The 26,046-nt window shown below is 61.8% G+C and carries 29 protein-coding genes, 1 tRNA gene and 1 pseudogene; 15 read left to right on the top strand and 16 right to left on the bottom strand.

Features of this window, described 5'->3' with window-relative positions; genetic code table 11:
* Nucleotides 1-2: 2 nt before the first annotated feature.
* From ACWJI3_RS00790 to ndhL, 4 genes are all read right to left on the bottom strand, one after another.
* Nucleotides 3-650, bottom strand: coding sequence for a DUF938 domain-containing protein (locus ACWJI3_RS00790; protein WP_480202516.1), 648 nt, complete (start codon nt 648-650; stop codon nt 3-5).
* An 11-nt stretch (nt 651-661) separates the two neighbouring features.
* Nucleotides 662-1,504, bottom strand: a complete 843-nt coding sequence (gene trpA, locus ACWJI3_RS00785) for a tryptophan synthase subunit alpha (RefSeq protein WP_480202515.1) — start codon at nt 1,502-1,504, stop codon at nt 662-664.
* A 96-nt stretch (nt 1,505-1,600) separates the two neighbouring features.
* Entirely contained in the window at nt 1,601-1,936 is a 336-nt protein-coding gene (locus tag ACWJI3_RS00780; RefSeq protein WP_094510934.1) for a DUF3007 family protein, read from the bottom strand.
* On the bottom strand, nt 1,933-2,181 hold the full coding sequence (ndhL, locus tag ACWJI3_RS00775) for an NAD(P)H-quinone oxidoreductase subunit L (protein WP_480202514.1): 249 nt from the start codon (nt 2,179-2,181) through the stop codon (nt 1,933-1,935). Before ndhL ends, ACWJI3_RS00780 begins: the two co-directional genes overlap by 4 nt.
* Nucleotides 2,182-2,222: 41 nt before the next feature.
* Here ndhL and ACWJI3_RS00770 point away from each other — a divergent pair.
* Nucleotides 2,223-2,306 (top strand) — tRNA-Leu (locus ACWJI3_RS00770).
* Between the two features lie 236 nt (nt 2,307-2,542).
* Entirely contained in the window at nt 2,543-2,749 is a 207-nt protein-coding gene (locus ACWJI3_RS00765) for a hypothetical protein (RefSeq protein ID WP_480202513.1), read from the top strand.
* 308 nt (nt 2,750-3,057) lie between these two features.
* Here ACWJI3_RS00765 and ACWJI3_RS00760 read toward each other — a convergent pair whose 3' ends face one another.
* From ACWJI3_RS00760 to ACWJI3_RS00735, 6 genes are all read right to left on the bottom strand, one after another.
* Nucleotides 3,058-4,197: an IS5 family transposase gene (locus tag ACWJI3_RS00760; RefSeq protein WP_480202512.1), complete on the bottom strand. Its 1,140-nt coding sequence runs from the start codon at nt 4,195-4,197 to the stop codon at nt 3,058-3,060.
* Between the two features lie 484 nt (nt 4,198-4,681).
* Nucleotides 4,682-5,032, bottom strand: coding sequence for a RidA family protein (locus ACWJI3_RS00755; protein ID WP_480202979.1), 351 nt, complete (start codon nt 5,030-5,032; stop codon nt 4,682-4,684).
* Between the two features lie 180 nt (nt 5,033-5,212).
* The gene (locus ACWJI3_RS00750; protein WP_480202511.1) at nt 5,213-6,607 is read right to left on the bottom strand and encodes a flavin monoamine oxidase family protein; all 1,395 of its coding nucleotides are present in this window, start codon (nt 6,605-6,607) and stop codon (nt 5,213-5,215) included.
* A gap of 60 nt (nt 6,608-6,667) precedes the next feature.
* Nucleotides 6,668-7,189, bottom strand: coding sequence for a GNAT family N-acetyltransferase (locus ACWJI3_RS00745; RefSeq protein WP_480202510.1), 522 nt, complete (start codon nt 7,187-7,189; stop codon nt 6,668-6,670).
* Nucleotides 7,190-7,408: 219 nt separating this feature from the next.
* Nucleotides 7,409-7,909 carry a DUF2721 domain-containing protein gene (locus ACWJI3_RS00740; protein ID WP_480202509.1) on the bottom strand — a complete coding sequence of 167 codons (501 nt, stop codon included), beginning with the start codon at nt 7,907-7,909 and terminating at the stop codon, nt 7,409-7,411.
* Nucleotides 7,906-8,817 carry a sterol desaturase family protein gene (locus ACWJI3_RS00735; protein ID WP_480202508.1) on the bottom strand — a complete coding sequence of 304 codons (912 nt, stop codon included), beginning with the start codon at nt 8,815-8,817 and terminating at the stop codon, nt 7,906-7,908. Before ACWJI3_RS00735 ends, ACWJI3_RS00740 begins: the two co-directional genes overlap by 4 nt.
* A gap of 166 nt (nt 8,818-8,983) precedes the next feature.
* On the opposite strand from ACWJI3_RS00735, the gene ACWJI3_RS00730 reads away from it, so the two are divergent.
* A complete protein-coding gene (locus tag ACWJI3_RS00730) occupies nt 8,984-9,637 on the top strand; it encodes a TetR/AcrR family transcriptional regulator (RefSeq protein WP_480202507.1) in 654 nt (217 codons plus the stop codon).
* Nucleotides 9,638-10,071: 434 nt separating this feature from the next.
* Here the strand turns inward: ACWJI3_RS00730 and ACWJI3_RS00725 are convergent, their stop codons facing one another.
* On the bottom strand, nt 10,072-10,584 hold the full coding sequence (locus ACWJI3_RS00725) for a 2,4'-dihydroxyacetophenone dioxygenase family protein (protein WP_480202506.1): 513 nt from the start codon (nt 10,582-10,584) through the stop codon (nt 10,072-10,074).
* Nucleotides 10,585-11,399: 815 nt separating this feature from the next.
* Complete coding sequence (locus tag ACWJI3_RS00720) at nt 11,400-11,810, bottom strand: MerR family transcriptional regulator (RefSeq protein WP_480202505.1); 411 nt, start codon at nt 11,808-11,810, stop codon at nt 11,400-11,402.
* A 269-nt stretch (nt 11,811-12,079) separates the two neighbouring features.
* Between ACWJI3_RS00720 and ACWJI3_RS00715 the strand changes: the two genes are divergently transcribed.
* The 3 genes from ACWJI3_RS00715 (at nt 12,080) to ACWJI3_RS00705 (ending at nt 13,425) form a co-directional block, all read left to right on the top strand.
* Nucleotides 12,080-12,214 (top strand): DUF3721 domain-containing protein, encoded by a 135-nt coding sequence (locus tag ACWJI3_RS00715; protein WP_480202978.1) that lies wholly within the window; start codon nt 12,080-12,082, stop codon nt 12,212-12,214.
* Between the two features lie 14 nt (nt 12,215-12,228).
* Nucleotides 12,229-12,633 (top strand): hypothetical protein, encoded by a 405-nt coding sequence (locus ACWJI3_RS00710; protein ID WP_480202504.1) that lies wholly within the window; start codon nt 12,229-12,231, stop codon nt 12,631-12,633.
* 588 nt (nt 12,634-13,221) lie between these two features.
* Nucleotides 13,222-13,425 carry an ATP-binding protein gene (locus ACWJI3_RS00705; RefSeq protein WP_480202503.1) on the top strand — a complete coding sequence of 68 codons (204 nt, stop codon included), beginning with the start codon at nt 13,222-13,224 and terminating at the stop codon, nt 13,423-13,425.
* 390 nt (nt 13,426-13,815) lie between these two features.
* On the opposite strand, the gene ACWJI3_RS00700 is transcribed toward ACWJI3_RS00705, so the two are convergent.
* On the bottom strand, nt 13,816-15,135 hold the full coding sequence (locus ACWJI3_RS00700) for a hypothetical protein (RefSeq protein ID WP_480202502.1): 1,320 nt from the start codon (nt 15,133-15,135) through the stop codon (nt 13,816-13,818).
* Nucleotides 15,136-15,530: 395 nt separating this feature from the next.
* Between ACWJI3_RS00700 and ACWJI3_RS00695 the strand changes: the two genes are divergently transcribed.
* A complete protein-coding gene (locus tag ACWJI3_RS00695) occupies nt 15,531-16,301 on the top strand; it encodes a sulfite exporter TauE/SafE family protein (protein WP_480202501.1) in 771 nt (256 codons plus the stop codon).
* 267 nt (nt 16,302-16,568) lie between these two features.
* Here ACWJI3_RS00695 and ACWJI3_RS00690 read toward each other — a convergent pair whose 3' ends face one another.
* Nucleotides 16,569-17,237, bottom strand: a complete 669-nt coding sequence (locus tag ACWJI3_RS00690) for a pyridoxamine 5'-phosphate oxidase family protein (RefSeq protein WP_480202500.1) — start codon at nt 17,235-17,237, stop codon at nt 16,569-16,571.
* A gap of 2 nt (nt 17,238-17,239) precedes the next feature.
* Nucleotides 17,240-17,857 (bottom strand): glutathione S-transferase family protein, encoded by a 618-nt coding sequence (locus tag ACWJI3_RS00685; protein WP_480202499.1) that lies wholly within the window; start codon nt 17,855-17,857, stop codon nt 17,240-17,242.
* Nucleotides 17,858-18,024: 167 nt separating this feature from the next.
* Here ACWJI3_RS00685 and ACWJI3_RS00680 point away from each other — a divergent pair, with 167 nt between their 5' ends.
* Nucleotides 18,025-18,636, top strand: coding sequence for a TetR/AcrR family transcriptional regulator (locus tag ACWJI3_RS00680; RefSeq protein WP_480202498.1), 612 nt, complete (start codon nt 18,025-18,027; stop codon nt 18,634-18,636).
* Nucleotides 18,637-18,751: 115 nt separating this feature from the next.
* Complete coding sequence (locus tag ACWJI3_RS00675) at nt 18,752-19,945, top strand: HAD family hydrolase (protein ID WP_480202497.1); 1,194 nt, start codon at nt 18,752-18,754, stop codon at nt 19,943-19,945.
* On the opposite strand, the pseudogene ACWJI3_RS00670 reads toward ACWJI3_RS00675, so the two are convergent.
* Nucleotides 19,913-20,083, bottom strand: a pseudogene (locus ACWJI3_RS00670) (helix-turn-helix domain-containing protein); the annotation flags it as partial. The gene ACWJI3_RS00675 and the pseudogene ACWJI3_RS00670 sit on opposite strands and share 33 nt — an antisense overlap.
* 841 nt (nt 20,084-20,924) lie before the next feature.
* On the opposite strand from ACWJI3_RS00670, the gene ACWJI3_RS00665 reads away from it, so the two are divergent.
* From ACWJI3_RS00665 to ACWJI3_RS00640, 6 genes are all read left to right on the top strand, one after another.
* Complete coding sequence (locus ACWJI3_RS00665) at nt 20,925-22,430, top strand: arylsulfatase (RefSeq protein ID WP_480202496.1); 1,506 nt, start codon at nt 20,925-20,927, stop codon at nt 22,428-22,430.
* Nucleotides 22,431-22,516: 86 nt separating this feature from the next.
* A complete protein-coding gene (locus tag ACWJI3_RS00660) occupies nt 22,517-23,440 on the top strand; it encodes a formylglycine-generating enzyme family protein (protein WP_480202495.1) in 924 nt (307 codons plus the stop codon).
* Nucleotides 23,441-23,520: 80 nt separating this feature from the next.
* A complete protein-coding gene (locus ACWJI3_RS00655; RefSeq protein WP_480202494.1) occupies nt 23,521-24,225 on the top strand; it encodes a pentapeptide repeat-containing protein in 705 nt (234 codons plus the stop codon).
* A gap of 123 nt (nt 24,226-24,348) precedes the next feature.
* Nucleotides 24,349-25,227, top strand: coding sequence for a bile acid:sodium symporter family protein (locus ACWJI3_RS00650; protein ID WP_480202493.1), 879 nt, complete (start codon nt 24,349-24,351; stop codon nt 25,225-25,227).
* Nucleotides 25,228-25,614, top strand: a complete 387-nt coding sequence (locus ACWJI3_RS00645) for a DUF1622 domain-containing protein (protein ID WP_255099599.1) — start codon at nt 25,228-25,230, stop codon at nt 25,612-25,614.
* Nucleotides 25,615-25,642: 28 nt separating this feature from the next.
* The gene (locus tag ACWJI3_RS00640) at nt 25,643-26,029 is read left to right on the top strand and encodes a YidH family protein (protein ID WP_480202492.1); all 387 of its coding nucleotides are present in this window, start codon (nt 25,643-25,645) and stop codon (nt 26,027-26,029) included.
* Nucleotides 26,030-26,046 lie beyond the last annotated feature (17 nt).

Here is a 26,046-nt window from a genome sequence, read left to right as displayed (position 1 = left end):
CCTCAGGCGCCGGCGGGAGAACGGCGGAACACCAGCAGGCGGTTATTGGCAGGAAGCCGCAGGTCTGCGGCCGCCAGCAGACCCACCGCCCTGGCGCAGGCGAGCAGCTCCAGGCTGTCGCGCACCCCCATGGCGGGATCGATCGCGCGCAGGTGGGCGTCAAAGGCGGCATTGCTGTCGCTGGTGTGCACACCGCCGTCGTGGAAGGGGCCGTAAAGCAGAAACAGCCCATCCGCAGCCAGCACCCGGGCACTGCCGGCGAACAGAGCGGGCACGGCCGCCGCCGGCATGATGTGGGCGGTGTTGGCGCTGAACACCGCATCGAACGGACCGGCCGGCCAGTCGGGCTGGGTCACATCCAGCTGCAGCGGCGGCAGCAGCTGGCCGACGGCCGGCGCGCCGTCGGCGCTGGCGTGCGCCTGGCGCCGCCGCAGCCCCGGCAGGTGCTCAGGCCGGTCGCTGAGTTGCCAGCGCACGGGCAGGTGCTGGCTGAAATGCACGCCGTGCTGGCCGGTGCCCGAGCCCACCTCCAGCACCAGTGCCAGCCGGTGGGGGGGCTGGGGCAGCCATGTGCGCAGAGCCTCCAGCAGCGGCTGCTTGTTGCGCTCGCAGGCTTCGGAGAAGGGCAGATCGAGCGGCTGGGGGGGCATGGGCAGGGCGCTCAGCTGTCGAGGGCCTGGCGCAGGCCGGTCAGATAGGCACCTGCCGCCGCCGGCACCGACTCCGCAGCGGACGCTGCCGCTGCCATCACCTTCACCAGCGCGCTGCCCACGATCGCGCCATCGGCGCCCCAATCGCGCACCTGGCGGGCCTGCTCCGGCCCGGAGATGCCGAAGCCCACGGCCACCGGCGTGGGGCCCATGGCCTTGAGTTGCTGCACCAGGCCGCCCACGCGCATTTCCATCGCCGCACGCACACCGGTGACCCCGGTGACGCTGACCAGATAGGTGAAGCCCCGGCTGGCGGCGGCGATGCGCCCCATGCGCTCGGATGGGGTGGTGGGTGCCACCAGCAGCACCAGATCAAGCCCCTCCGCCGCGGCGATCGGCGAGAGCCGCTCCGCTTCCTCCAACGGCAGATCGGGCACCACCAGGCCGGCGGCGCCGGCAGCGGCGGCCTCACGGCAGAAGGTTTCCATGCCGCGGTTGAGCAGCGGGTTGCTGTAGGTGAACAGCACCAGGGGGGTGGTGAGCTGACCGCGCAGGCCGGTGAGCATGTCGAGCACCTTGCCCGGCGTGGTGCCGGCGGCGAGGGCACGGCTGGCGGCTGCCTGGATCACCGGACCATCGGCCAGCGGATCGCTGTAGGGGATGCCCAGCTCGATCAGGTCGGCGCCGGCTGCCTGCAGGGCGAGCAAGGTGGCGGCGGTGGTGGCCAGATCCGGATCACCAGCCATCAGGAACGGCATCAAGGCGCAACGGCCCTGCGCCTGCAGCTGGCTGAACCGTGCCTGGATGGCCGTGGTGCCGCCGGCGGCGACATTGCTGGACGGGGTGGCGCTCATTCGGAGCCGGATCCTGCACGCTCTGGCCGTGAGCCTATGGGGTCGCTGGCAGGACGGCCCAGCAAGCCCTGGGCCCAATGCCTCAGCCGCGGTGGCTCAAAGGCTGGCGTCGTCCTTGAGCTGGCCGATCTCACGCAGCAGGCGCTCCTGCTCGGCAGGGCTGAGTGCGTCGAACTCCTTCTGGAGCTGCTCGGCAGTGATGGCGTCGTAGCCGGCGCGGTACTGGCGGCGCTGCTCCATGAAGGTCATCTTGCCGGTGACCACCCGCAGCAGGTAGCTGCCCGTCCAGCCGAGCACGATCAGGATCAGGACCGCCTCGGCGGCGATGCCGGCCGAAAAACCCTCAAAGCCGGCCGCCTTGAAGCCCCAGTAGCCGAGGCCACCGAGGCCGAACACGCCAAGACCCAGCAGCAATGCCTGGCCGCGCGTCATTCGCTCTGGCCGGCAAGCCTGAAGTTGAGGAAGGGCGAAAACACGATCATGCCCGGGAAGAACAGGAACACCAGGCCATAGACGGCCGTGCGCTCGATCTTGCCCATCACCATCCAGCGCTTGTTCATCCAGAAGAACAGCACCAGCGGCACCACCACCAGATAGGCCCCGCCAAGCAGCAGGTAGGCACCGAGCACCAGCAGGGTGTCAAGCGGCAGGGTGCTGAGAAACCCGGGCAAAGGCACGGAACAGGTAGCAGGGTGCGGCAAATCTAGGATCAGTACGCGGGGGCATGGCGGAACCGGTAGACGCAGCGGACTTAAAATCCGTAGGCCGCAAGGCTGTGGGGGTTCAAGTCCCCCTGCCCCCATCGGTGAGATCGCCTGCGGCGGAAGGGTTCTGAGAATCGCCTGTCTGCGGGGGGCGTGGGTTTTGGGTATGTGAGTTTGCGGTTGCTCTCGGACACGGTGCGCTGGCGGCAAGAACCGCCGATCTGGCGGGGATGACAACCGGGTGCGTGCGTGGTTGAGCTCGCCGGTTGGTCCATTCCTGGCGATCTTCCAGGACAACGAGGCCTTGCAGGTGTGCTGCGCCAGCCAGGACTAATTGGATCTGAAGGCCTGGATGACCATGCTGGAGCGGCATGAACGGCCCGATGAGCTGCCCGGTGAGATCGCAGCGGTGCGGTCGTGGGCGGTCGAACAGCCGGCGGAAGGGGTGATGTCGTTGTGTACCGCTCACAAGTCGAAGGGCCTGGAATTCGGGCTGGCGACCCTGGTGGAGACCTATCCGGGTGCGGAACTGCGCTGGTGAATGAGCCTCAGAGGGTGGTGAACAGGTTCGTGGAGCAGCACCAGCTGGAATCCGCTCAGGCGTTGCTTAGTCTGTTTGTGCCCGACGTGGGCTCTGGGTGTTAGCGGAAAAGCTGTGAGTAGCTGTGGGTGAGGTTTAGGAGGCTGCTGAAATAGCGGCCCAACCGAGTGCTACCGCACTGGTCCCGCTTCCGCCGGCGATGGCCGGCGCCATCTGGGACATTCGATCGGCTGATCGGGCCATTCCTTTTGGCCTCTGTGCCTCTCGCGGAGCATTAAATCGACCCCGTGCGCCCCTCACTGCTCGTTTTATGCCATGGCCTCCCGCGAGCTGAGCAGGTTGGCCAGGCGGATCAGGTTGTAGCCCACCACATGCAACCGGAACACCGCCCCCACCCGAGATCGACCTCTGACCTTGAGCTGCCGCAGGCCGGCGGCCTGTTTGATCCAGCCAAACACCTGGTCGATTCGCTTTCTGGCGTTGATCGACTTGCTGTAGCCCTGATGCCGAACGGTGCGGCCGTCGATGGCGGAGCGGCGGCGGGCCTGAATGTTCTGGGCCACATGGGGCGTGATCCCTGCAAAGCGGATGCCGGCCACGAAATCCCGGGTGTCGTAGCCCTTATCGGCGCCCAGCGTCTTCTGGTGTGCACCCTGGATTGACCGCGCCATCCGCAGTGCTGCCGCCCGCTCCCCATAACCGTCCGCTGGGGTCACCTCACTGGTCACCACCAGGCCGTGGCGGTTGTCCATGAGGCAGTGGCCCAGATAGCTGAGGTAGGCCCCAGTGCTGTTCGACTTGCGGAATAGCCGGGCTTCCTCGTCGCTGCTGGAGCGATGGGTCTGGTTGGAGAGCAGCAACACTCGGAAATCACCCGTTGCTCTTTTCTTCCATTTTGCGGGAGCCGAGCCAAAGCCATTGCCTCCACTGGGCGGTGGTGGATCGTCGTCACTCCCGTCGATCCGTTCCAGGGAGCTGTGGGAGGCCCAGGCCCGCAGCAGGGTGCCATCCACCGAGAAGTGCTCGGAACTCAGCAGCGGCTTGACCGCCGGCGAGGCCAGCAGCAGCAGCTCCAGGAACCGAGCCATGAGCTCCTCATTGAGCAGGCGGTCGGGATTCTTGGTGAATGAAGTGGGGTGACACACCGGATCGTCAGGGTTGAGGCCGACAAACCAGCGGAACAGCAGGTTGTAATCGAGCTGCTTGATCAACATCCGCTCGGAGCGGATGCCGTAGATCGCCTGCAGCAACAAGGCCAGCAGCAGTTGCTCAGGAGGTATTGAGGGCCTGCCACCCTCGGAGTACAGCCGGCGGAAGGTTGTATTGAGCCGATCGAGTGCTTGATCCGCCAACTGCCGCACCTGCCGCAGGGAATGAGCCTTGGGGATTCGGTCCTCGGTAGAGACGTAGGAGAACAGAGGGCCGATCCTCTCCTGGTTGCCGCGCATCCGCTCAGTGCGGTTGCGTCATTCTCCCGCGGCTGGATGGGATTTTCAGCAGCCTCCTAACCCTGCGCCATCCGCCGCGAGCCCCATCAGGCCAGACGTTGGCACAGACCAACCACATCTTTCAGATGACTAAGGCGATGTTCGAGGGCCAAGGGTCAGTTGCCACCAGCTTCAATGCGATCGCCACTGGGCCCAGGTACGTAACGGTTGAGACATTCGGCCCCATCACTTGCCGAGGCCTATTCTTAAGCACCCCACCGGTGAGCTCTTTGCAATCACATAGGACTGGCCAGAGTACACATGCGGCGACCGCATGATTCCAGAGCAGACAGTAGCTGATGAGTGAGCACCCAGCGCTTGAGATGCCAGAACCATTGCGGCAAGTGGCTAGAGGAAAAGTATGAAGTGGCGAGACTTAACCCGCATGTTGCAATGGTTCAGATTGAGCGAATGATTAGGCCACACCGCTTGGCTGTGCGAGCTACTACCTTGTAGGCTTGGCTGCGATGGCCTCGCATTCGACAAGCAGACTTGGATCAACTAGTTGAGAAATGAACACTGCAGTTGAAGTGGGCTTGTGATCGCCAAGCAGGTGGGCGCTAGCGCTGCTAACAACCCGGATGTCTTGACCGACCACAACAAACAGAGTCATCTTGACAATCGACGAAGAATCCAATCCATGGGCAAGAAGTAGGGATTTGATGTTGTTGAACATCTGGACAGACTGCTCCTCGAGCGTCGAAGGAACTGATCCATCCGGTTTGATGCCAACCTGGCCAGATATGAAGACCAGTTCTGTACAAGCGGATACCACGGCCGTGTGGCTGTATCCCATTGGCGAATGAACGCTTGAAGGATTCATGAATGTAGTCATTTGCGTGTTCTCTTGGATTTCAGTCAGACTTTGAAGTGCGCAGCACTCGACTGGTAGCACTACACACTTAGCGATCAACGGCGATGAAGCATTAAGCCTGGGGAGGCTTCGTCAACGATGCTGGAGGACATCCTGGACGTGTCACGCGATGGGAATCCTGTCCTCTTCCGACGCGGCCAACACGGCATTCGCTGCAGCTTCACCCGCGGCACAGGCCCCTTCCATATACCCACGCCATACGCGCGATTGATGGGTGCCGGCCCAGTAAATCCTGCCGCAGGGTTGCCAGAGGCAATTGCCGATCGTCGTGAGGGTCCCGGTCGTCATGTAGGAGCAGGCCCCGCCTTGCGACCAAGGTTCGTTGACCCACTGCTGAACCACCACCTCGACGGGGTGGCGTCCAGGCTCGCCGAGGGCAGAGGCCACCTGATCGAGAATGATTTGGTCGCGTTCTACAACGCTCACGTCCTCGAGTTGAAGCGATGGCTCACCGCCAAAGAGGATCGAAATCGCACCATGCTTCGACTCGGTATCGCCAAGGTCAAAGATTCCAGTCATACCGTTATCGAGGCTTGTGGCGATTCCCGACAGCCCTTGCTCACGCCAGAAGGGTGTTTCGTAAGCAAGGATGGCCTTGGTGTAGCGACCGATGGGGCAGCGTTGATGAAACGCACGCCGGTAGGCGGGAAGCGGTGGCTCAAACTCCAACCGATTGATCATCACCGGTGGCAGTGCACAGATCACCCTTTTCCCCTGCCAGGTGGAAGCGTGGCACTCCACGACGACGCCTTGATCGTTCTGAATGATCCGGCGCACGGGAGACTGGAGCGAAACAACCCCGTTGACGGTGGCGGCCAGCCCCTCAGAGACCAACTGGCTGCCCATCATGTGGGCGGCTTGACCACCGGTGAGGGTATCTCCCATGAAGATGATGTCCCCGCACGTTTTCAACAGATGCAGAGTTTCGAGGAAGGACACTTCTCCTGGCATCACCCCAAAGTAGGCATTTGTGCTCATCGCCAGAAGTTCGCGCGTGGCTGGTGTCTCTACGTTCTGCTGAAGCCAGGTGGCAAAGGTGATGGCATCAAACACTTCGGCCATCGGATGGGTCCAGGGCGCATCAATGTCGATACCAGACAGGGCCCCTTCCAGCTTGGCGATGGCGGCCTCGAGTTCCGGCAGGGCCGCTTCTCTCCCGGGAAAACTACCGACATCTCCGGTAAGACATGTCTTCCCATCAACTGCCACTTCTTGACCAGTCTTGAACTGTCGAATCAACGGCACACCAAATTCACGAACAAGTTCATGCATGCGAGCATGATTGTCGGCGAGCCAGGCACCTCCCAGGTCAATGTGCTCGCCAAGGTACTCGCTGTATTGGGAGTAGGTGAGCCCACCCACCCGATCGCGTGCCTCCAGCACTGCCACGCGCTGCCCAGCCCTTGAAAGCACACGGGCTGCGTACAGCCCCGAAAGGCCTGCTCCGACGATGATCGTGTCGAAAATCGGCTGATCTGACGTTGCTAGTGTTGCCATGATGGATGTACTCCTTGTGGTGGATGGAGGTGGGTTGTCGGGTGGTGTGTGATCGCAGGGTCAGGCGGCGCTTCGCAGCATTCCCCAGTTCTTCAAACCCGTAATTCCAGGAACCAATTCTTCGTTGGTGACATGGAAGCCAAAGCGGCGGTACAGATCCAGGTTGCGCTCACTTTGGGTTTCCAGGTAGACAGGTGTGGACTCCTGACTGGCACGTTCAAGCATGTGATTCATGAGGATCTTGCCAACACCCTTGCCTTGCGCCTGAGGATGAACACCAAGCATCAGGAGGTAGTAATGAGGAGTCGTTGCAGACTGCCTGTGCATGGTGTCCGTGTGTTGCATGAAGCCCATCACCCTTGCCAGGGTGGCGAGACCAAGCCGAAAGGGTGCAAGCAGCAATCCTGTGCGCGCCATGGTTCGGAGGCTGATTGTGGTTTTCCCAGGGGTGAGCCAGAGAGCGACACCTTGGCGGGTATTGGTGGTATACGCCTCGCCAGAATCGAGCGCATAGGCGCAGGCACAACGCACGAACTCTTTGGTCTGACTTTCGCGTCGCCCTCCAGCGAAGAGGTTGCTCATGGGCGGTTCAGTATGGAAGACTGCGCATAGCAGGTCGGTTGCCCAGTCAAGATCTGCACTGGTCAGCCTTACGACTCTGGATTCCTGTTGGGTCGTCATGGTGTTATCAATGGAAGAAGAACGGAAAGGGGAGCGGAAGAGTCTTCACTAGCCCATTCGCTGGAGTACGAGGTTCGGGCTAGTTGGCTGTGGCAACTTCAACGCGTCGGGGTTGAGAAGCTACGCGGCCTCCTGATGGTCTGGCTTCAGAGACATGGCCCACCGGACTTCCGCTCGTACGGCTCGGTGGGAGACCGAAACCTCCGACATGGCAAGGATGATGGCGGCCAAGAGGGCAAGCGATCCAAGCAAGAACATCGCCATCGCCAGGAAAGAGAAGAAAAGGGGGTACAGACTGATCGACATTCCGATCGCCATCATGGTGAGCAGAAACAGGACGATCGATACGTAGAGCGCCAGACTCGCCTTTTGGAGAGAGGAATAGCGATCCGCGAGCTGAATCAATTGCTTGTCGATCAGGCTCAGGCCATCACGATAAGCATGATCCTGAGGGTCGTACCTGTTGAGAATGTCAATTCGCTCTCTTGCCATGCCGCGAAGGCGGTCGCTGATCTTCAGGTATCGTCCCAGGGTCAGGTTCAGAAAGACAATGCAGCTTGACAGCATCACTGAAGGAGCAATAACGAGTTGAATGACCTGGGCAACACTGTTGGCGTTCATGCGGCAGTCTCCGGGATGGAGGCACCAACGGATGGCACCGTGAGTTGCAGTTGGACGTCCGGGGTCGCGCTCTCTTCAGCGGCCTGCCGGTGCTGGCGGATCCGCTCGTAGACAGACTTCAACTTCTGCGGATACTCCTTGAACTCCGTGCCCATCCACACATCCCAGAATCGGAAGTAGAGGGTGTAGTTCCCATTCACATGGGAGTGGTGCATGTTGTGGTGCGTGGAGGGGGTCTTCCACTTCAGCAACCAGTGGCCGCTCCAGCTCTCGGGAATGATTTCATAGCCCAGGTGTCCGATCACATTCATGATCAGTGACAGCACCTGATAGATAATCAGCGCCGACCAGTGCACTGGGAAGAGAAAGGGAAAAATCATGTTAGGAATCCCTTCCACAACGGCTTCAACGAGGCTGAACGAGTAAGCCGTGAAGGGGCTGGTGTCGATGCTTTCGTGATGGACCCTGTGGCTCCAGCGGTACAGGGGCTTCCAATGCATCAGCCGGTGAGCCCAGTAGAAGAATGTGTCCTGGATCACAATCATCAAGACAACAGTGCCCGCCAGGTAGGCGATGCCATGGTCACCAATGTGCTGATAGATCGTTGTGAAGCCAGATCGATCGGCAAGATAGATCGCCACGTCGATCAGCGTGAAGATCACCACGCTCGACAGTGATTGGCGAATCTCCCTTGTCCATTGGGTTGCGTTGCTGCGCTGCTGTGGTTGGATCCGCCGCGGCTGAACCGCCTGCCGGCGCCAGACCCAGAAGACAAAGAAGAAGGGAACGGTGATCAGGGCGTAGATGACTACGGCGGGCAGGGCGCTGTCGAACAGCGCAAAGTCGCCGAGGGAGAGGAGGTCCGAGAGCCACGGGGCGCTCTCAAGGCCGAGAAGGAGGTCATGCATGGGGAGGGGTCCGCAGAGGCTTGAAGAATGTGAGCTGAGCTCATGCCGCAAACCATACGAGCTTTGCTCACATCTGTCAAGCGCGACGGGCCTTGCCGAATCAGGGGCAACCCGAGCGCCGGGCGGGGAGTATGACTCCAGTACTGATCTGTTCGAAGGGGAGCCCATGACCAGCCGACCGTCCCGTGTCAGTGGAATCCGCAGAAAGCCGCAACAAGCCAGCAGCCAGGAGCGCGTCAATCACATCCTTGACGTGGCAGAGGAGCTTTTCGTGGCCCAGGGCTTCAGCTCCACCTCCACCAACGAAATCGCCAGAAAGGCCCAGGTGCCGATCGGTTCGCTTTATCAGTTCTTTTCCGACAAGAAGGGGATCGTTCTCCTGCTGATGGAGCGGTACAACCGTCTTCTCCACGAGAGGCTTGCCCTCGTCGACAACACCGAACTGATGCAGCTGTCCTTATCGGAGTACGTCAGCCGTCTGATCGACATCACGTCTCGCTTCTTCGACGACTACCCCGGGTATCACGCGATCTTCATGGAAGCTCAGGGCTCAATACCGGAACTTCAAGAGACCGAGGACACCGCCGACGCGCAGCTCATCGTTGACCTCGCCGCATCACTCGCCGGGCGCGACATCGGCGACGGCAAGAGCCTGGGCTCCAGCCCATCCACGGAAGATATGGAGATGATGGCCCTCGTCCTGGTCAAAGCCGTCACACCGCTGATCTGGCTCTCCCGCCTGCAAGAGCCTGATCAGCGAATCCGAATGGTTACTGAGATCAAGAGGCTTGCTTTGGGCTATCTAAGTTTGGAACGTTGACAAGCCCATCGTGATGGGGTGGGTATGGATCTCACCTGGCGAGAATTCGCGAATCACCCCTGCCCGCCGTAATGCCGTCCAGATGTGGAGTCTCTGCACATTTTTTGCATTGTTGCGGCGTAAGGCATCATTCCAGGGCTGGACACAACAGTTAGATTTGCTATGTTCTCTTGTGGGACAGCTCTATAGATTCTCGGCTGCGTAGTCCCGATGCCATCGCCAGCCAAAGTCTCTGCGTTTAGCCTCTATCATGGAGCTCTTGGGACATCAACTGGCCTGACTGGAGGGATCACGCGACGACCGCATGATCCCGTTGAAAAGCAGCGATCTCAAGAGACACTGCACTACGTTGAGCGAATCAGCGCTAAACGACTTGATCGCGTGGATTCAAGCAGCCAGGGAAACAAGGTCGCGCCTCGTGGTCGTCGATAACGTCAACGTGTGTATCGTGGCTGAGGGGGCTTGATGTATCTGGCTGGTTCCAGTCCGCGTTCGCGGCTCAGTTGACCGACCATCAGCTCAATAGAGCTGGCGTCCTGGATATTGAGATATTTTCCATCGTTGTCATAGTTGATGTTCGAGCCGTTGACAACCATTAATGTCTCTGTAGGCTCCTTGTTGTCAGCAGGCACGTTGAAGGTATGAACGGAACTCCCTGGTTCAAACAAGTAGCTGCCTGCTGTTTGTGGTTGATCGGGGTACTCGATGTAGTTCCATTGCCCTGAGAGCGTCCAAAGGTGCACGGTTCCTGTGTGGTAGTGCGTTGGCAGTACGACTCCTGGGTGAAAAACCATACGCAGGACCCAGACTCCATTGTGAGTGTCCAGGAACAACGGCTGTATATCAACACCCGGAACATTCGGGACAACGTCCTTGTACACGGGTAGGTCGCCCGTGTTGAGCGTCAGCAGAGTGTGGTGCGTGCTGGTCAGTTCTGGCAGTGCCATCGCTTGGCTCCTGGCGGGGATTAGAGTGTGAGCAAAGCTCACGCTCAGACGATACGAGCTCTGCTCACATGTGTCAACCCATCTCCGCTTTGCCACGCGGCTCATCCGCCGAGGGGCTCCCTCGGCCAGCGTCGGAGGCTCTGATCAGGCCGGCTCGGCTCGGGCCTCCTGAACCCTCGAATGGAATCCGAGCAAATCTCGCATTAACCTGCTGCGCGAGAGGGGCCCAAGACCAAGCGCTGAAGCCGACCCTAGGAAGCTGCTGAACAACGTTTCGGGCCTCCTGTCGCCACCCTGTGAGGCTCAACAGAAAGACAATTCCAGCCATATCTTGGCTAGCGGTGTCATTCCGGGTTGCAGGAAAACATGGATTGACCAAGTTCAACCTGAATCGTCCCGCTTCTGCAGAGATTCTCAGAAGCCTCTTCGCGCACTTTCTAGTGCAGAACTGAATTGGCATGTCACTCCGTGGTGGGTCGGTTCACTGGTGCAGGCTGGTTTCCGTTGGGGTCCAAACCGATCCGACCTCTCTCCTTGCCGCTTGACCTCCGGAGGCGGTGGTTGCAACCGTTGAAGCCGACCTGTTGGCAGCGGTACTCCTGGCAGTTGCTGTATTGACACAGTTGCTGAAGTAGCAGGGGCGTAGAGCTTGTATCCAGCAATGCCTGGAAGCTTGCTGCACCATCTGTATTGGTGCATACTGTTGGATGGCAGACATTGGTTGTTGACGAGGCAAAGTCGCCGAGTCTTTGCCTGGTTGTGTAGTGCCACCAGGTTGTTCCGGCTGACAAGTCGCGACAACGCAAGCCCACGGCTCAACGTTGCAGCTTGGACCCTCCGCAGTCCTGCCAGCTGCTGAGCAGACGTGCCAGCTCGTCTTTCATGGCGGCGAGCTCACCAATCCGCAGGTTGATCGATTCCATCTTTGCCGCAATGCTGTCTTTCAGAACATCGCAGTTGCAGACACCAGCTCGCCGCACTTCCAGGATCCTCGCCAACTCGGGAATCGAGACGTCCATCGCCCGCAGGGCTCGAATGATCGCCAGCTCAGCGAGATTCTCCTCATCAAACAATCGGTATCCACCTGCGGAGCGATCCTTGGGCTGGAGCAGGCCTTCATCGCAGTAATAACGGATCGTCTTCACCGGCAGGCCGGTGCGCCTGGCTACCTCGCCGATGCGAAGACTGGGAGCAGGGCTTGCTGATTGGGATCCCTGGCGGGCCAAGGCAAGAACCCTCCATTGGGTAGAAGCTTCACCAGCCTAGGAGGCTCCACAAAGCGAGGGAAGCCGATGGAGAGTCTCCAGCTTTCGTGCATTACTAGAGACATTCGCTAGGGTGGGTGCTCAGCAGGCCAGCCTGCGCTCGCACCCGTCCCGTGTCGATCCTTTCAAGTCCGTGGCCAGTTCGGGCGGCAGCCGCGATCGGAGCCAACCTCCTGTTCTCCGCCGCCGGCCTGGCCGCTCCAGCCGCCGGTTCTGGCGGCGTCCCGGCGATGTACGCCACTCAGGCAGAAGCGGAGAAGGCCGCCAAGTTGCATTTCAACTGCACCGGCGCCCACAAGATGGGAGATCTGTGGATGCCCTGCGCCAAGCATGGTGGCGCCAAGGGTTCCTCGCACTCCCACTGAGGCCAGGCACTCCCATGGCCCAGTGCGGCGACAAGCCCAAGCGGATCGCTTTCGGGGTGGCGCCCCTGGGCATCATTTCGATCGGCATCGTGCCGATGGGGGTGGTGAGCATCGGCGTCGTGCCGATGGGGGTGATCAGCATCGGAGTGGTGGGCATGGGTGTGCTCAATGCCTGCGTGGTGGGGATGGGGGTGGTGGTGGCCGGTGTCAGTGCCATGGGGATCTGGTCGCTGACCCCTGGCAGTGGCCATCAACACCACAGCAGCGGGGCGCCGCAGAAACAGCTGCTGGCCTACCCGAGCCGGCAGGTGGCCCTTCAGAAAGCGCGTGAGCTGGGCTGCGAGGGCGTGCACGCCATGGGTGACCTCTGGATGCCGTGCTCTGAGCATCCAACGCAACATTCCACACATCAACACTGAACATCGCACCCGGTTCCTCCCGCCCGGAGTTAACGATGTCAGGGGCCAGATCTGTCCAATAAATGGCACCCACCCCAGAGTGTGGCGTTATCGATGGCAGAACTGGTTATGCATTCAGATCGCAGGACTCTCGCTGACTTGTTTGGGCAGCTACTTGCTCGCTTCTGTCTTTCCTGAGGATGCGGATGGAAAGTTGGATGCCATGACGTCAAGGGATAGGTGATCGATGCAGGTTTCCTTTGTCAAGTAGCTATAGGCTAGAGTTTCATCAGAGATTTCCCTGACGTGAGGTGGACGCTGTCTTGAGATGCATTTCGCGTGGGATGTGATGTGTCCTTTCCAGTCGTTACTCAAGGCATTGATGTCATCGAAAGCCGCGATGGGCTTGGGGATCAGAAGATGGGCGTGGAGTTGGGTGCCGATACCGCGCTCCAGGAAGAACAAGAGAGGTGTTTGCTGGTCAAGCTTGCCTAGACGCTGAAGGCCAAAGCCAGCTACGAGCTGCCGGCCCTGATCAAGAAGCTGGATCGCTACGCCCTGCTGGTTATTGACGACATCTCCTAGGGGCGCCGAAGCGAGCTGGAGACCTTGGCGCTGTTTGAGCTGATCTACCGCCGCTACAAGCGCAAATCCCTGCTGGTGACCTCCAACCAACCATTCCGGGAATGGGACGAGATCTTCCCCAGCGGCTCCGTGACCGTGGCAGCCGTGGACCGACTGGTGCACCACTGCCACATCGTGGGCATCAACGGCGAGAGCTGCCGCCAGAAGGACAACTTGACTGACGCCTGACGACAGCCTGGTCACGCTCCCGATCACAGCTGCACTCTCAGGCAGCAGCAGGGCTCGATAGCACTGCTTCTACCGGTTAAGCAGATTGACGCCACCCATCAACCTGATTGACACGGGACAGACCTGGCCCCCGCAGTCCTTTCCACGCCGGCTCGCTATCGAGCTGGAACTGCGCCGCTGCGAAGGCAACTGGAAGCTGCCCTAGCGACCTCTGGCGGAACCCCTTGATGAGGGGGTCTGCTGGAGACCCGCGCCTGCGGGGCCCACAAGCGCCAGTCTTGTAGCGCCAAGCTTGGCTTGACAATAACAATTCTCGAGAGCTTACATGCCCATTGCCAAAACGAGCCTGACCAATAGAGAGACGGTGCCAGAATTAACGTGGAAAGATGATTAGTAACTGCAATTGGCAACTGAGTATTTATTATTGCTGGCATTCGCCCTACCTGCTTCATAGTCACATTTCATGATGGCGTTCTTCCTTCGCGGGATGTTGATTGCACTAGGATTGTTTCGAAATACCTGAGTCATGAGATCCGCGAACGTACCAGTTTCCAACGAAATGAAGCTCTTCCCGCCACGTCTACTTTCCACCATCATTTCTTTCGAGTTAAATCGGACAAAGCCAATCGTTCCCTTGCTGGGATCAATCTGGACTGCCCAAAAGATGCCGTACAGCAGCGCATTGACATCAATGATGGGTACATTAACTCTGTTGCGATTGTAGATCTCCTGTTTCCAGTTTCTAAGGTCATCCCATGTGTTACTGGCGTCACAGTGCCCGTTGAGCTTCTCGGGTGAGCTGCGGTTGTCACATCCGTAGTGTCCATGGATAACAGCAGCGATGTTCATGTCTGCTGCAACTTGCTCAAACTCTGGTGACATTGTGCCATCTAACCTGTGGGAAAAGAGGATTACCGGTAGGTCCAGGCGTCCTTCACTGGATAGCTTATCTCGAATTCTTTTGAGGTACCTCGTAGAGGTCGTCGAGTAAAGCTCGTTGTGCAGCTGGACCAAGAGAACACCCGGTTTCGGATTTGGTGTACTCCAGAAATTCAAGTTGAATGAGAAGTTATTGGTTGGCTTATTGAGCTCAATCGCATAGTAATAGGCATCCTCATTCATGCAGTACCAAGCATCACCGTATCCGAAGGAGCCGCAACTCGTCAGCATATTGTTATACCTGCTATCCTTAAGGGAAGTAGCGGCTCTCCAGATAATGTCATCCTGAGAAGGTTTTTCTTCATTGTCAATCTGACTAAGGAATAGATCGTAGACACGCCAGCCTAAAAATCTAGGGGCAACAAAGTTATGCCCCTCAATCTCCTGCAAGCTCATTGGCTTGGCCCGGTCGTCGGAAGCAAGGGAGCCCATATGGTACAAACCTCGTGGACTGTCGAAACTCACCCAGTCATCAGCGAAGTTATCGTTATCATGATTGCCAAGGCCATCAAATACCTTGATGCCGAGTTTCTCGATTGGGAGATGGAATACTTCGCCGTATTTTCGGGCTTTGTCGGGTTTGTCGTGGGACAGATCACCAGCAACAACGAGGACCTTGCTACAGTCCGTGCAATGATTCAAGATACGGGCTGCGCGCAAGCCTGTTTCAGTGGCTAGGGCATCATCACCAAAACTGTACTGTGGATCCGCACCGACGAAGAAGGTGATCGGTTCGGCCTTGGCGGTTGCATGAAGCAGGCCGAGCGCCATGGCGAGGAGAACAACGGACTTCCTCAGTTCCAAACCTTCTCCTTATTAATACTTTCTAATTTTAGCAGATTATTGACTCTGTACTCTCAGCTACATGTTCCCTTGATTCTTGCTGGAGCAAGTCGAGGAACTGCCGGGCTTTGACGCCTACGAGCTCAACTGAGGATCAAGCCAACGCGTTGGTTAAAGCTACGGTTCCATGGCCGCTGCGCCCGATATCGCAGGCCTTCACGCGGTAGGCAGGGTGTTCGTTGGCTGCACCTCTGGATCTGCAGCCAGGTCCGCCAAGGGTTTTGCATGGACAAGCGGCTCCCTTGACGGACCCGGCCACGGGATGCGAGAGCCTCCCAGCCAACAGGAGCCAGACTCCAGGCAGCGATTGCTGACCTCGGCGAATGACTGGTTGGATGGACTACAGCCTCGTCAGCCTGGCCGGGGCCGTCTGCGCCTTTCTGAACACCCTGGCCTCCAGCGGGTCTGCGGTGAGCCTGCCGATGCTGATCTCCCTGGGCATGGATCCGGAGATGGCCAACGCCACCAACCGCCTGCCGGTGATCGTGGGCTGCACCACGGCCGTTGCCACCTTCGCGCAAGCCGGTGCCCTGCCCTGGCGGATGGCCCTGCGGGTGGCCGGCCCGGCGACGCTCGGCAGTGTGGCTGGTGCCTTGCTGGCCGATGCGATACCGGCGCGGAATCTGGGGCTGGCGATCACGGCTGCCGTACTGGTGGCCCTGATCCTCCTGTTCACCAAACTGAAGGCCGCCCTGAACCAGCCGCCCCAGGAATCGGCCCGGTTCAGTCTCAAGGAAGCGCTGATCTTCTTCGGCATCGGCACCTGGGTGGGGTTCATCGTGCTCGACGCCGCCACTTACCTTCTCCTGGCTCTCGTGCTGGTGGTGCGCCTCCCCCTCACGGCGGCCAACGCCGTCAAGAACCTGGTACTGATTCCAACCACCCTGGTGTCTCTGCTGGTGTTTGCCCGCGATGGCCATGTGGCCTGGCTGCCCGGCGGCGCCATGGCATTCGGCAGCATCGGCGGCGGCATGCTGGCTGCTCGCCTCGCCCTGTTGCCGGCCGCCCGGGTCTGGGTGTTTCGCCTGTTGGTGGTGGTGATCGCGGGGGAACTGATCCAGATCAGCCAGCACTTCCTGCACCGCCCTGTCTGAAGCCTGGTCGTCTAGCTCTTCAGCGCGCCCAGGTTGATGCTCCCGCCCGTGGCGCGGGTTGGTACCGAGCAGCTCAAGGGGCAAGCCATCCTGGGCTGGTCCAGGTGGGTGTTTGGCTTCTGAGCAACCGGCACAACGCAAGGACGATTGAGGTGAAGTGCCACTGCAGAGGCCGCCGTCCGTGACGTTGTTGAGTGAGCGAGAAGCACCGCTCACCGAGAGGCCAGTGGCTGGACGGCCTTGTTGCCGGCAGTCATCGTGGCGCCATCAGCCATCCCGGAGTTCCTCTCCTTGTTGGTCTTGACCCCTTGCGGGGCGTTGACGTTCAAGCAGTTGCTGCTCAAGGGTGGCGATGCGCTCGCGCAGAGCCCGTTCCCGCTCCTCCACGTCTGTTGCCGTGAAGCGGGGCGTGATGAATTGGGGGCAGTTCCAGTCGAAGGCCACCACCTTGAGGCGAAACAGGCGCTCCACTGCACCGGCCTCAGCATCCTGCGGCCGCAGCCACGTCGCCTGGTTTGGCGCTGGATTTGCGTGAACTGGATTGGCGTGAAGCGGAACCACTTCAGCCTCAGCATCGATTTTGAGCCGTCGCCTGGCGCCGTAATCCATCAGGAACAGGGCCACCCGCGGATCGGCTCGCAGATGACCGGTGGAGAGCAGTTGCCTGTTGCCGGCGTAATCAGCAAATCCCAGGGTGCGCTCATCAATCACCCGCAGGAAGCCCACCGGCCCACCTCGGTGCTGGATATAGGGGGCGCCCGATTCGGTGAGGCTGGCGAGATAGAAGCTGTCGCGGGCACTGATGAAGGCGACCTCCCGTGCCCCCAGCCGATCCGGTTGCGGTGCCATCGGGCCAGCCTGGCTCTGCCCGTAGGCCTGAAGCTGCGCCGCTGCCACCGCTGGAGTGAGATGGCGATGCAGGTAGTGCTCGGTCATGGCTACAGGCTCAGCTCTGCATCAAGGCCCGCGATCGGGGCATAGCCCGGCAGCGCCTGAATCCGCCGGATCCAGGCCAGGACATTGGGATAGGGCGTGAGATCGATCCCCCCCTCTCCTGCCAAAGCGATGTAGGGGAACACAGCGATGTCCGCGATCGTCGGCCGTTCCAGCTCCAGCCACTGGCGATCGCTCAGGTGCCGGTCGAGTTGTCCGAGGATGAAGCTGGACTTCTCCTGGGCGCGCTCGATCGAAAGGCTCTTGACCCCGAAGCGGTGAAACAGGCGGGCGTTTTCGGGGCCTTGCCGTACCTCACCGGCGGCTGTGGAGAGCCAGCGCACCACCTTGGCCTGCTCGTAAGGGCCGACGGGAAGCCACTGACCATCCCCTTGTCGGGCTGCCAGGTAGTAAAGGATCGCCTGGGCGTCGGAAAGGACGCTGGCCCCCTCTTCCAGAACGGGTACCTGGCCGAAGGGGTTGAGCGCCAGGAAGGGGGGCTGCTTGTGTTCTCCCTTCATCAGATCGACACGCACCCACTCGTAGGGCACACCAAGAAGGTCGAGCAGGAGGCGCACCTTGGCGCTGTTGCCGGAGAGTTCATGGCCGTGGAGACGAAGCATGGTGAAGCGAGCAGTGGGGTGGAGGCGCGCGCAGAAGCAGGGGAGAGGCAAGGCCCCGGAACAGAACCGAAACCCGGTCCACCGAAAGTAGACCGACCTGTCTGAACACCAGAAAGTTAGCAGACTGTTCTGTCTATCGCCTAGGGTTGGCCCAGATCGTGACCGCCATGGCTGAGAGGGCCGCCAGCACCAAGCCAGCACCAGACAGAACCCGTACGGCCAGGGCCTCGGCCAAGCGCGAAGACCTGTTGAACACGGCCCAGGAGCTGTTTGCCCGCCAGGGCTACCGGGCCGTGGGGATCGACACGCTGCTCGCCGAAGCTGGCGTGGCCAAGATGACCCTGTACAAGCAGTTCGGCTCAAAGGAAGAGCTGATCGCCGCCGTGCTCGAGCGCCTGGCCGGCCAGATCACCAGCAGCCTCACCACCCGCCTCACGCAGGCAAAGGGGGGAAGCCATGGCCGGGTCCTGGCGGTGTTCGACTGGCTGGCCGATTGGGTCCGCTCACCCACCTTCCACGGCTGCCTGTTCATCAAAGCGGCCAGCGAATACCCCGACGCAGGTGATCGTCCACGCCAGGCCGCGGAAGCCTTCAAGGCCGGCTGCCGGGAGCTGCTGACAGGGCAATGCCGCGACCTGGGCGTCGCTGATCCAGAGCGCCTCGCCTCACACCTTCACCTCTTACTGGAGGGTGCCCTGGTGCTGTGCTTCCTGGAGCGCGATTCCAGAGCTGCCATCCACGCCCGGGAAGCTGCCGCGGTTCTCCTCAACGCCGCCTGAGAGCAAGCCTGCCCTTCAAGCCTGGAACACCGGGGTGGTGGATCCGACCAGCCCGTACGCCCCCAGCAACACCCCAGAGTGGTTGGCAGGGAAGGAGTTTCGGGGAGCGATGCTGGTGGCAAAAGAAGTCCTGACCACGGCGGCGGCAAGCCTGCTCGCTGTGGCGATGATGGCCCCTTTGGCGCCCGCCATGGCGAACCAGGCCAGCCCCGCGGGGTCCACGCAGCCGCTCCCGTCCTGGCGGGACGGTGCCACCCGATCGCGGATCCTGGCCTTCGTCGCCAGCGTCAGCCAGCCGGGGGGAGAGAGCTATCTGCCACCCGAGGAGCGCATCGCCGTCTTCGACAACGACGGCACGCTTTGGCCTGAGCAGCCGATGTACGTGCAGCTGGCCTTCGCGATCGAGCGGGCCCGCGCCCTGGTGGCCCAGCAGCCCGGGCTCGCCACCAACCCGGTCATCGCCGCCGCAACCGCTACCGGCAACGGGGAGGCCGTGCTCCCCATGGACATCAAGGGCCTGCTGGAACTCGTGGGGATCACCCATGCCGGCATGAGCACGGAGGCGTTCCACCATCAGGTGCGCGCGTGGCTGGACAGCGCCTGCCACCCGACCCTGCAGCGGCCTTACACCGACCTCACCTACCAGCCGATGCAGGAGCTGCTGCAGCACCTGCGTGCCAATGGATTCCGCACCTACATCGTGTCGGCCGGCGGCGTGGAGTTCATGCGGGTGTTCGCCGAGCAGGTCTACGGCATCCCTCCGGAGCAGGTGATCGGCTCCAGCGTCGTCACCACCTATGCCCGCGAGGGCGGTTTGCCGGTGATCCAGCGCCAGAGCAAGATGCAGACCATCGCCGATCGGGCCATGAAGCCGGTCCTGATCGAGCAACTGATTGGCCGCAGGCCGGTCGCCGCTTTCGGCAACTCCGACGGCGATCTGGAGATGCTCGAGTGGGTCACCAGCCAGCCGGGGCAACGGCTGGGAGTGATCGTTCACCACGACGACGCCGAGCGGGAGGTGGCCTACGACCGGGAGTCGGCCTTCGGCCGTCTCGATCGGGCCTTGAACGAGGCGCCCCGGCGGGGCTGGACGGTGGTGAGCATGCGCAACGACTGGGCCAGCGTGTTCGCGGCCCCACCAGCGGCAACGGGGTCAGGAGGGGGAGTGGTCGAGCGCTGTGCCGTGCCCCCCGCGAGCCAACCCGCGCCGGCTGGAGAGCGTGGCACTGGGAAGCTCTCCGAACAGCCGGCGGTAATCCCGGGCGAAATGCCCCGCATTGAGGAAGCCCCAGGAGGCCGCCAGCCCTGAGATCGTTGCGCTGCCCGGCTGGGCCTCCAGCAGCCCGCGGCGCACACCATGCAGCCGCTGCAGCTTGAAGTAAGCCATCGGGCCCATGCCCAGGTGCTCCCGGAACCCCTGGATCAGGGTGCGTCGCCCCACATACATCTCACGGCAGAGCGCCTCCAGGCTGATCGGCTCGAGCGGATGCTCCTCCGTCCAGCGCTGCACTTGCTTGACAAGTTCGATCCGCGCCGGCGGGCGGTCGGGCCAGCCCTGTTGCCTGAGGCCCTGCTCCAGAGCGTCAACGAGCAGTGGGAGGAGACCCTCTGCACTTCCTTCAGGTTCTGACGGCGCTGGAACAGAGGGTGTCTTCGAATGGAGGGGCAGCAGATTGAGCAACCAGCGCTGGAGCGGCGTTCGGCTGGCGGCGTCAATGGGCAGCACATTGAAGCGGAAGGGCGCCGATCCCAGATCGAGGCTCCCCTTGCCGCTGCTCCAGCGCGTCAGCGTGCCGGGGTTGACCATCACCACGGCCAGATCCATCCGCTCAGGGGTGGAGAGATGGACGTCCGCCTGGGGATCAAGTCCGAACAACGCATCGGCGCCGACGGCGGTGCCGTGGGCCCGCAGGGGCGGCGCGTTGCGGTCGGACACCAGGTTCAGTGCCATCAGCCGTTGGTCGCGTGGCTTGCCGCCAGCCACGTGCAGACAACGGTTGACCTGAAGCCGCAGCAACCGCAACGGCCCGAGCTGGCGGGTGACCAGGCGGCCGCTGAGGTTGCCGTTGGAGAGCTGGAGCAGGCGGAGATCCAGGCCCACCGCTCGCAGCTGGGTTTCGAGCTCTTCAACAGCCTCGAACCTGTGGAGCGGAGCCATCGAAGCCTGCACTTTTTGAGTGGCCCCACCCTGCCATGGGCAGCAGGTTGTAGCTGAGTTCATCAGCGTGCCGGGGCTGCATCCTTCTCCAGCCCCGGGCCCGCCTCCTCAACACCAGCCTCCACCTGCCATGCCCAACGGACAACCCAACATCCTGATCCTCTGGGGCGATGACATCGGCCAGAGCAACCTCAGTTGCTACAGCGATGGGCTGATGGGTTATCAGACCCCCAACATCGACCGTGTCGCCAAGGAGGGCGGGCGCTTCATCCACTACTACGCCGAGCAGAGCTGCACCGCCGGGCGGGCCGCCTTCATCTCCGGCCAGAGCGTGTTCCGCACCGGCCTGAGCAAGGTGGGCCTACCGGGCGCCGAACAGGGCTATCGCGCCGAGGACCCCACCATCGCCGAACTGCTCCAGCCCCTGGGCTACCGCACCGGCCAGTTCGGCAAGAACCACTTCGGCGACCGGGATGAGCATCTGCCGACCATGCACGGCTTCGATGAGTTCTTCGGCAACCTTTACCACCTCAATGCTGAGGAGGAACCGGAGCTGCGCGATTATCCCAAGCCGGAAGACTTCCCCGATTTCAAGAAGAACTTCGGCCCCCGCGGCGTGCTGCACTGCTGGGCCAACGGTGATGGCACCCAGCGGATCGAGAACACCGGGCCGCTCACCAAGAAGCGGATGGAGAACTGCGATGAGGAGTTCCTCGCCGAAGCCAAGCGTTTCATCCGTGAGGCAGTGGCCTCCGGCGAGCCTTTCTTCGTGTGGTTCAACACCACCCACATGCACTTCCGCACCCATGCCCGTCCCCAGGACATCGGTCAGTCGGGGCGATGGCAATCGGAATACCACGACGTGATGATCTATCACGACAACTGCATCGGCGAGATGCTCGACCTGCTCGATGAGCTGGGCATCGCCGATGACACGATCGTGATGTACAGCACCGACAACGGGCCGCACATGAACAGCTGGCCTGACGCCGGCATGACCCCCTTCCGCAACGAGAAGAACTCCAACTGGGAGGGTGCGTACCGGGTGCCCGCCCTGGTGCGCTGGCCCGGCAAAATCGCCCCCGGCACCCTGTTCACCGGCATCGTCAGCCACCTCGACTGGCTACCCACTCTGGTAGCAGCGGCAGGGGAACCGGAGATCAAGCAGAAGCTGCTCGCAGGCCATCAGGTGGGATCGAAAACCTTCAAGATCCACCTGGACGGCTACAACATGCTCGACTACTGGACGGGCCAGGCCGACGTGAGCCCCCGGGTTGAGTTCTTCTACTTCTCCGACGACGGCGACCTCACTGGCTTGCGCTACGACAACTGGAAGTTTGTGTTCATGGAGCAACGCCAGCCTGGCACCTGCCAGATCTGGGCAGAGCCGTTCGTTGTCCTGCGCCTGCCGAAGATCTTCAACCTGCTCACCGATCCCTATGAGCGGGCCGACATCACCTCCAACACCTACTGGGACTGGATGCTGGACCATGCCTTTGCGCTGGTGCCCGCCCAGGTGATCGTCGGGCGGTTCCTGGCCACCTTCCAGGCCTATCCGCCCCGCCAGAAGGCGGCGAGCTTCTCACTGGAGGAGGTGATCGCGAAGATGACCTCCGCAGCGAGCGGCGGCCACTGAACAACGCAGCGTTCCGCGGAGTCGCCATGGCCTCGAACCGTTCCCTTGCCCCGGCTCTCCGGCCGGGGCGACCGCCGGCGCGAGACATGGCCTGGATCCCCGCGGGCACGTTCCTGATGGGCTCCAACCACCACTACCCGGAGGAGGCTCCGGCCCACCGGGTGGCGCTGGAGGGCTTCTGGATCGACCGTGCCCCGGTCACCAACGCCCAGTTCCTCAAGTTCGTGAAGGCCACGGGCCACCGCACCCTGGCCGAGCGGCCGGCCGATCCGGCCCTCTACCCCGAGGCACCACCAGAGCGGCTGGCGCCCGCCTCGATCGTGTTCGTGCCCCCGCCGGGGTCGGTGGGAACGGGCGATCCCTACCGCTGGTGGCAGTACATCCCCGGCGCCGACTGGCGTCACCCGGAGGGCCCCGGCAGCTCAATCAGGAACCGCCCGCAGCATCCGGTGGTGCATGTGGCCCATGAGGATGCGGCCGCCTATGCCGCCTGGTGCGGCAAGAAGCTGCCGAGCGAAGCGGAATGGGAGCGGGCCGCCTGGGGCGGCCGTGAAGGCTGCGAGTTCGCCTGGGGGGATGCGCTGCACCCGGAGGGCCGCCCGGTGGCCAACACCTTCCAGGGCGACTTCCCCCACCACAACAGCCTGCTGGACGGCTATGCCGGCACCTCGCCGGTGGGTGCCTTTCCTGCCAACGGCTTCGGGCTGCTCGATTGCATCGGCAACGTGTGGGAGTGGACCGATAGCTGGTACGGCCCCCACCCGCACCAGGCCGATGGGGCGCTACCGGCTGAGGGGAGCAGCGGCTGCTGCGCCGGAGCGGCTGACGCCCGGGAGGCCAGCATCGACCCCGACAGCCAGCACGGAACGATGCCCCGCAAGGTGGTGAAGGGCGGCTCGTTTCTGTGCGCCCCCAGCTATTGCCGTCGCTACCGGCCGGCGGCGCGCATGGCCCAGGGCATCGACACCTCCACCGGCCACATGGGCTTTCGCTGCATCGTGCGGCCCTGAAGCCATGGCGCCGCCATCCCTTTCTGTCAGCTGATTTCCACCCCTTGGCTGACGCCTGCCGCAAGGTGATCACTCCTCCGATGACACTGCCCAAACGATCCACCTGGCTGACCCGTCAGCAGCTCCGCCGCGAGTCACCGTTCTTCCTGCTGCTGGATCGCTCCTTCAGATTCAGGCTGTTGATGGCAGCAACCCTATCCTTTGTGTTGCTGTCCGTCGTCAATCGTTTCGACAACTGCCATGGAGCCGAACCCAGCGAGAACTGCCTGACCAGCAATTTCCTGGACGTCATCAGCATTGACAATGTGGAGTCGTTCAGCATCGTCACTGCCGGCCTTGTTTACATCCTGGAGGCGGGTCGTCGCAAGGAGAGAGAACATCACGAGCAACTCTCGCTGTTGTTGGCGCAGCAAGAGGCTGGCATCAGATTCAGCCTGGCACGCATCCGCGCCCTTGAAGATCTGTGCTCTGATGGCATCTGGCAGGACGGTTTCGATCTGCAGGCCACGAATCTGGAGGGGATCAAGATTCCGTTCAGCCGTTGGCGAGGCGGCAACTTCAGCGCAACGGTGTTGCGCAAGGCGAATCTGCAGGGTTCCGATCTGCAAGGGGCCAACTTCACGGAGGCCGATCTCAGCGAGGCCAATCTGGCCGGGGCGGACCTCAGCCAGGCCAACTTCACCCGCGCCATCCTCACCAAGGCCGATCTCCGCGGCGCCATCCTGACCGGCGCTGTGTTCCAGGAGGCCGATCTGAGTGAAACCAGCTTGGATCCCAGCGGTTGAACCTCAGTCACTCACGCCTGAAACGCCCAGTTTCCATTCAGCCCGTTCCTTTTCGCTCCATCCAGCTGGCTCGATTTCTCTCCATCCAGTCAGCTCCATCTGTTTCTCCTGCCATCTGATGCCATGGGCCAGCCCTCCCTGTTGATCGTCAGCGCCGCCCTGTTCACGATCATGTTCGCTCTGGGAGTGGGTCTGACTGGAGAGGCGATCGTTCGCCTGAGCCGAAGACCCGCCCTGGTGATCCGGGTATTGATCGGCTCCTGTGTGCTGGTGCCCCTGGTCGCCCTGCTGCTGATGAAGCTGCCGCTGAGCTTGGCCCTGACCCAACCGGCCCGCATCGGCATCGCCCTGATGGCGGCCTCCCCAAGCGCTCCGCTCACCCTGCGCAAGGCGGGCAAGGTCGGCGGCGACCGTGAGCTGGCCGCTGTCCTGCAGGCCTGTGTGGCCGTGGCGGCGATCGTGTCGATTCCGCTGATCGCCGATCTGTACCAGTCCTCCTTCGGGGTATCCGGCTGGGACATCACAGCGAGGACGGTAGCCCTGCAGGTGGGCAAGACCCAGGTGCTGCCCCTGCTGGCGGGCCTGACGCTGAGGCGCTGGCGACCTGGCTTGGCAGAGCGGCTGTCCGGTCCTCTCGACAAGCTGGCCAATGGCCTGTTGCTGCTGCTGATCGTGCTGGTGCTGGTCAAGTCGTTGCCCCTGCTGGTCGCGTTCGTGGGCGCCAACCTGCTGGCTCTGCCCTTCATGGCGGTGATGGTGCTGGCGTCTCTGACCATCGGCTACGGGATCGCTGGCCCTGAGCCGCGGGAACGCGTCACGATCGCCCTGGTCACCTCCATGCGGAACCCGGGCCTGGCCCTGCTGTTCGCGACGACGTACGGCAGCGACGTTCCTGGCCTGAAACTCGCGGTGCTGGCCTACCTCGTGGTCACCGTGCTGCTGTCGATTCCCTTTCTGCGCTGGCAACGCCAGAGGCAGTCGGTGCCCTTCGCCGCCCTGTAGATGCCCTGGCTTGAATCCTCCGAGGCCCTGCTGCAGGGTCTGGCGACTGTCGTTCGCCTCAGCCTGGAAGCCCTGTCGGTGCTCTGTGTGGTGGCCGGCATGATCGCCACCTTTCGCCTGGCCCTGCCGTTCCTGCCCGTGCTGGCCCATCGCGGACGCCGCCCCCCCAGCGCGGTTCGCCTCTGTTTCGGCAGCTGGCTATCGATGGCGCTGGAGTTTCAGCTTGGTGCCGACATCGTCGCCACCACCACAGCTCCCACGGACAGCAACCTGATCCAACTGGCGACGGTGGCCGTGATCCGCACCTTCCTCAATGTGTTCCTCGCCAGGGAACTGGAGGCTGAACGGCGGCTGGAACAAGACCAGCCGCTGCCGCCTGGATCCTGATCACACCATCCTCCCCATCTGACACCCCATGAACCTCACCAATGAACTGGCCAAGGAACGCAACCGGGAGGCGGCGGAGCGCACGCTGATGGCCTGGATCCGCACCTGCCTGTCGCTGATCAGCTTCGGCTTCGGTCTCGACAAGATCATCGGAGCGATCGAGGCCAGCCGCTTTGAGGGCAGCTCCCATGCCCATCTCAGCGTGCGCTTGATCTCGATCGGGTTTGTGGTCACGGGGATCGTGGCCATGGCAGCGGCCACGCGTCAGCACCGCAGGGTGGTGCGGCGCTTGAAGCATGACGATTTCATTTACATCGAAAAGGCCTCGATCGCCACGGCGACGGCCCTGGCCCTCACCCTGATCGGCCTGGTGGCCCTGGTGCTGCTGATCGCCGGCGGATTGGGTGGCCGATGAGCGCAGCCCGCCGCAAC

The organism is Marcopretia estuarina LEGE 06307 (genome assembly GCF_056633115.1).
This window is presented reverse-complemented; position numbering and strand designations above follow the sequence as displayed.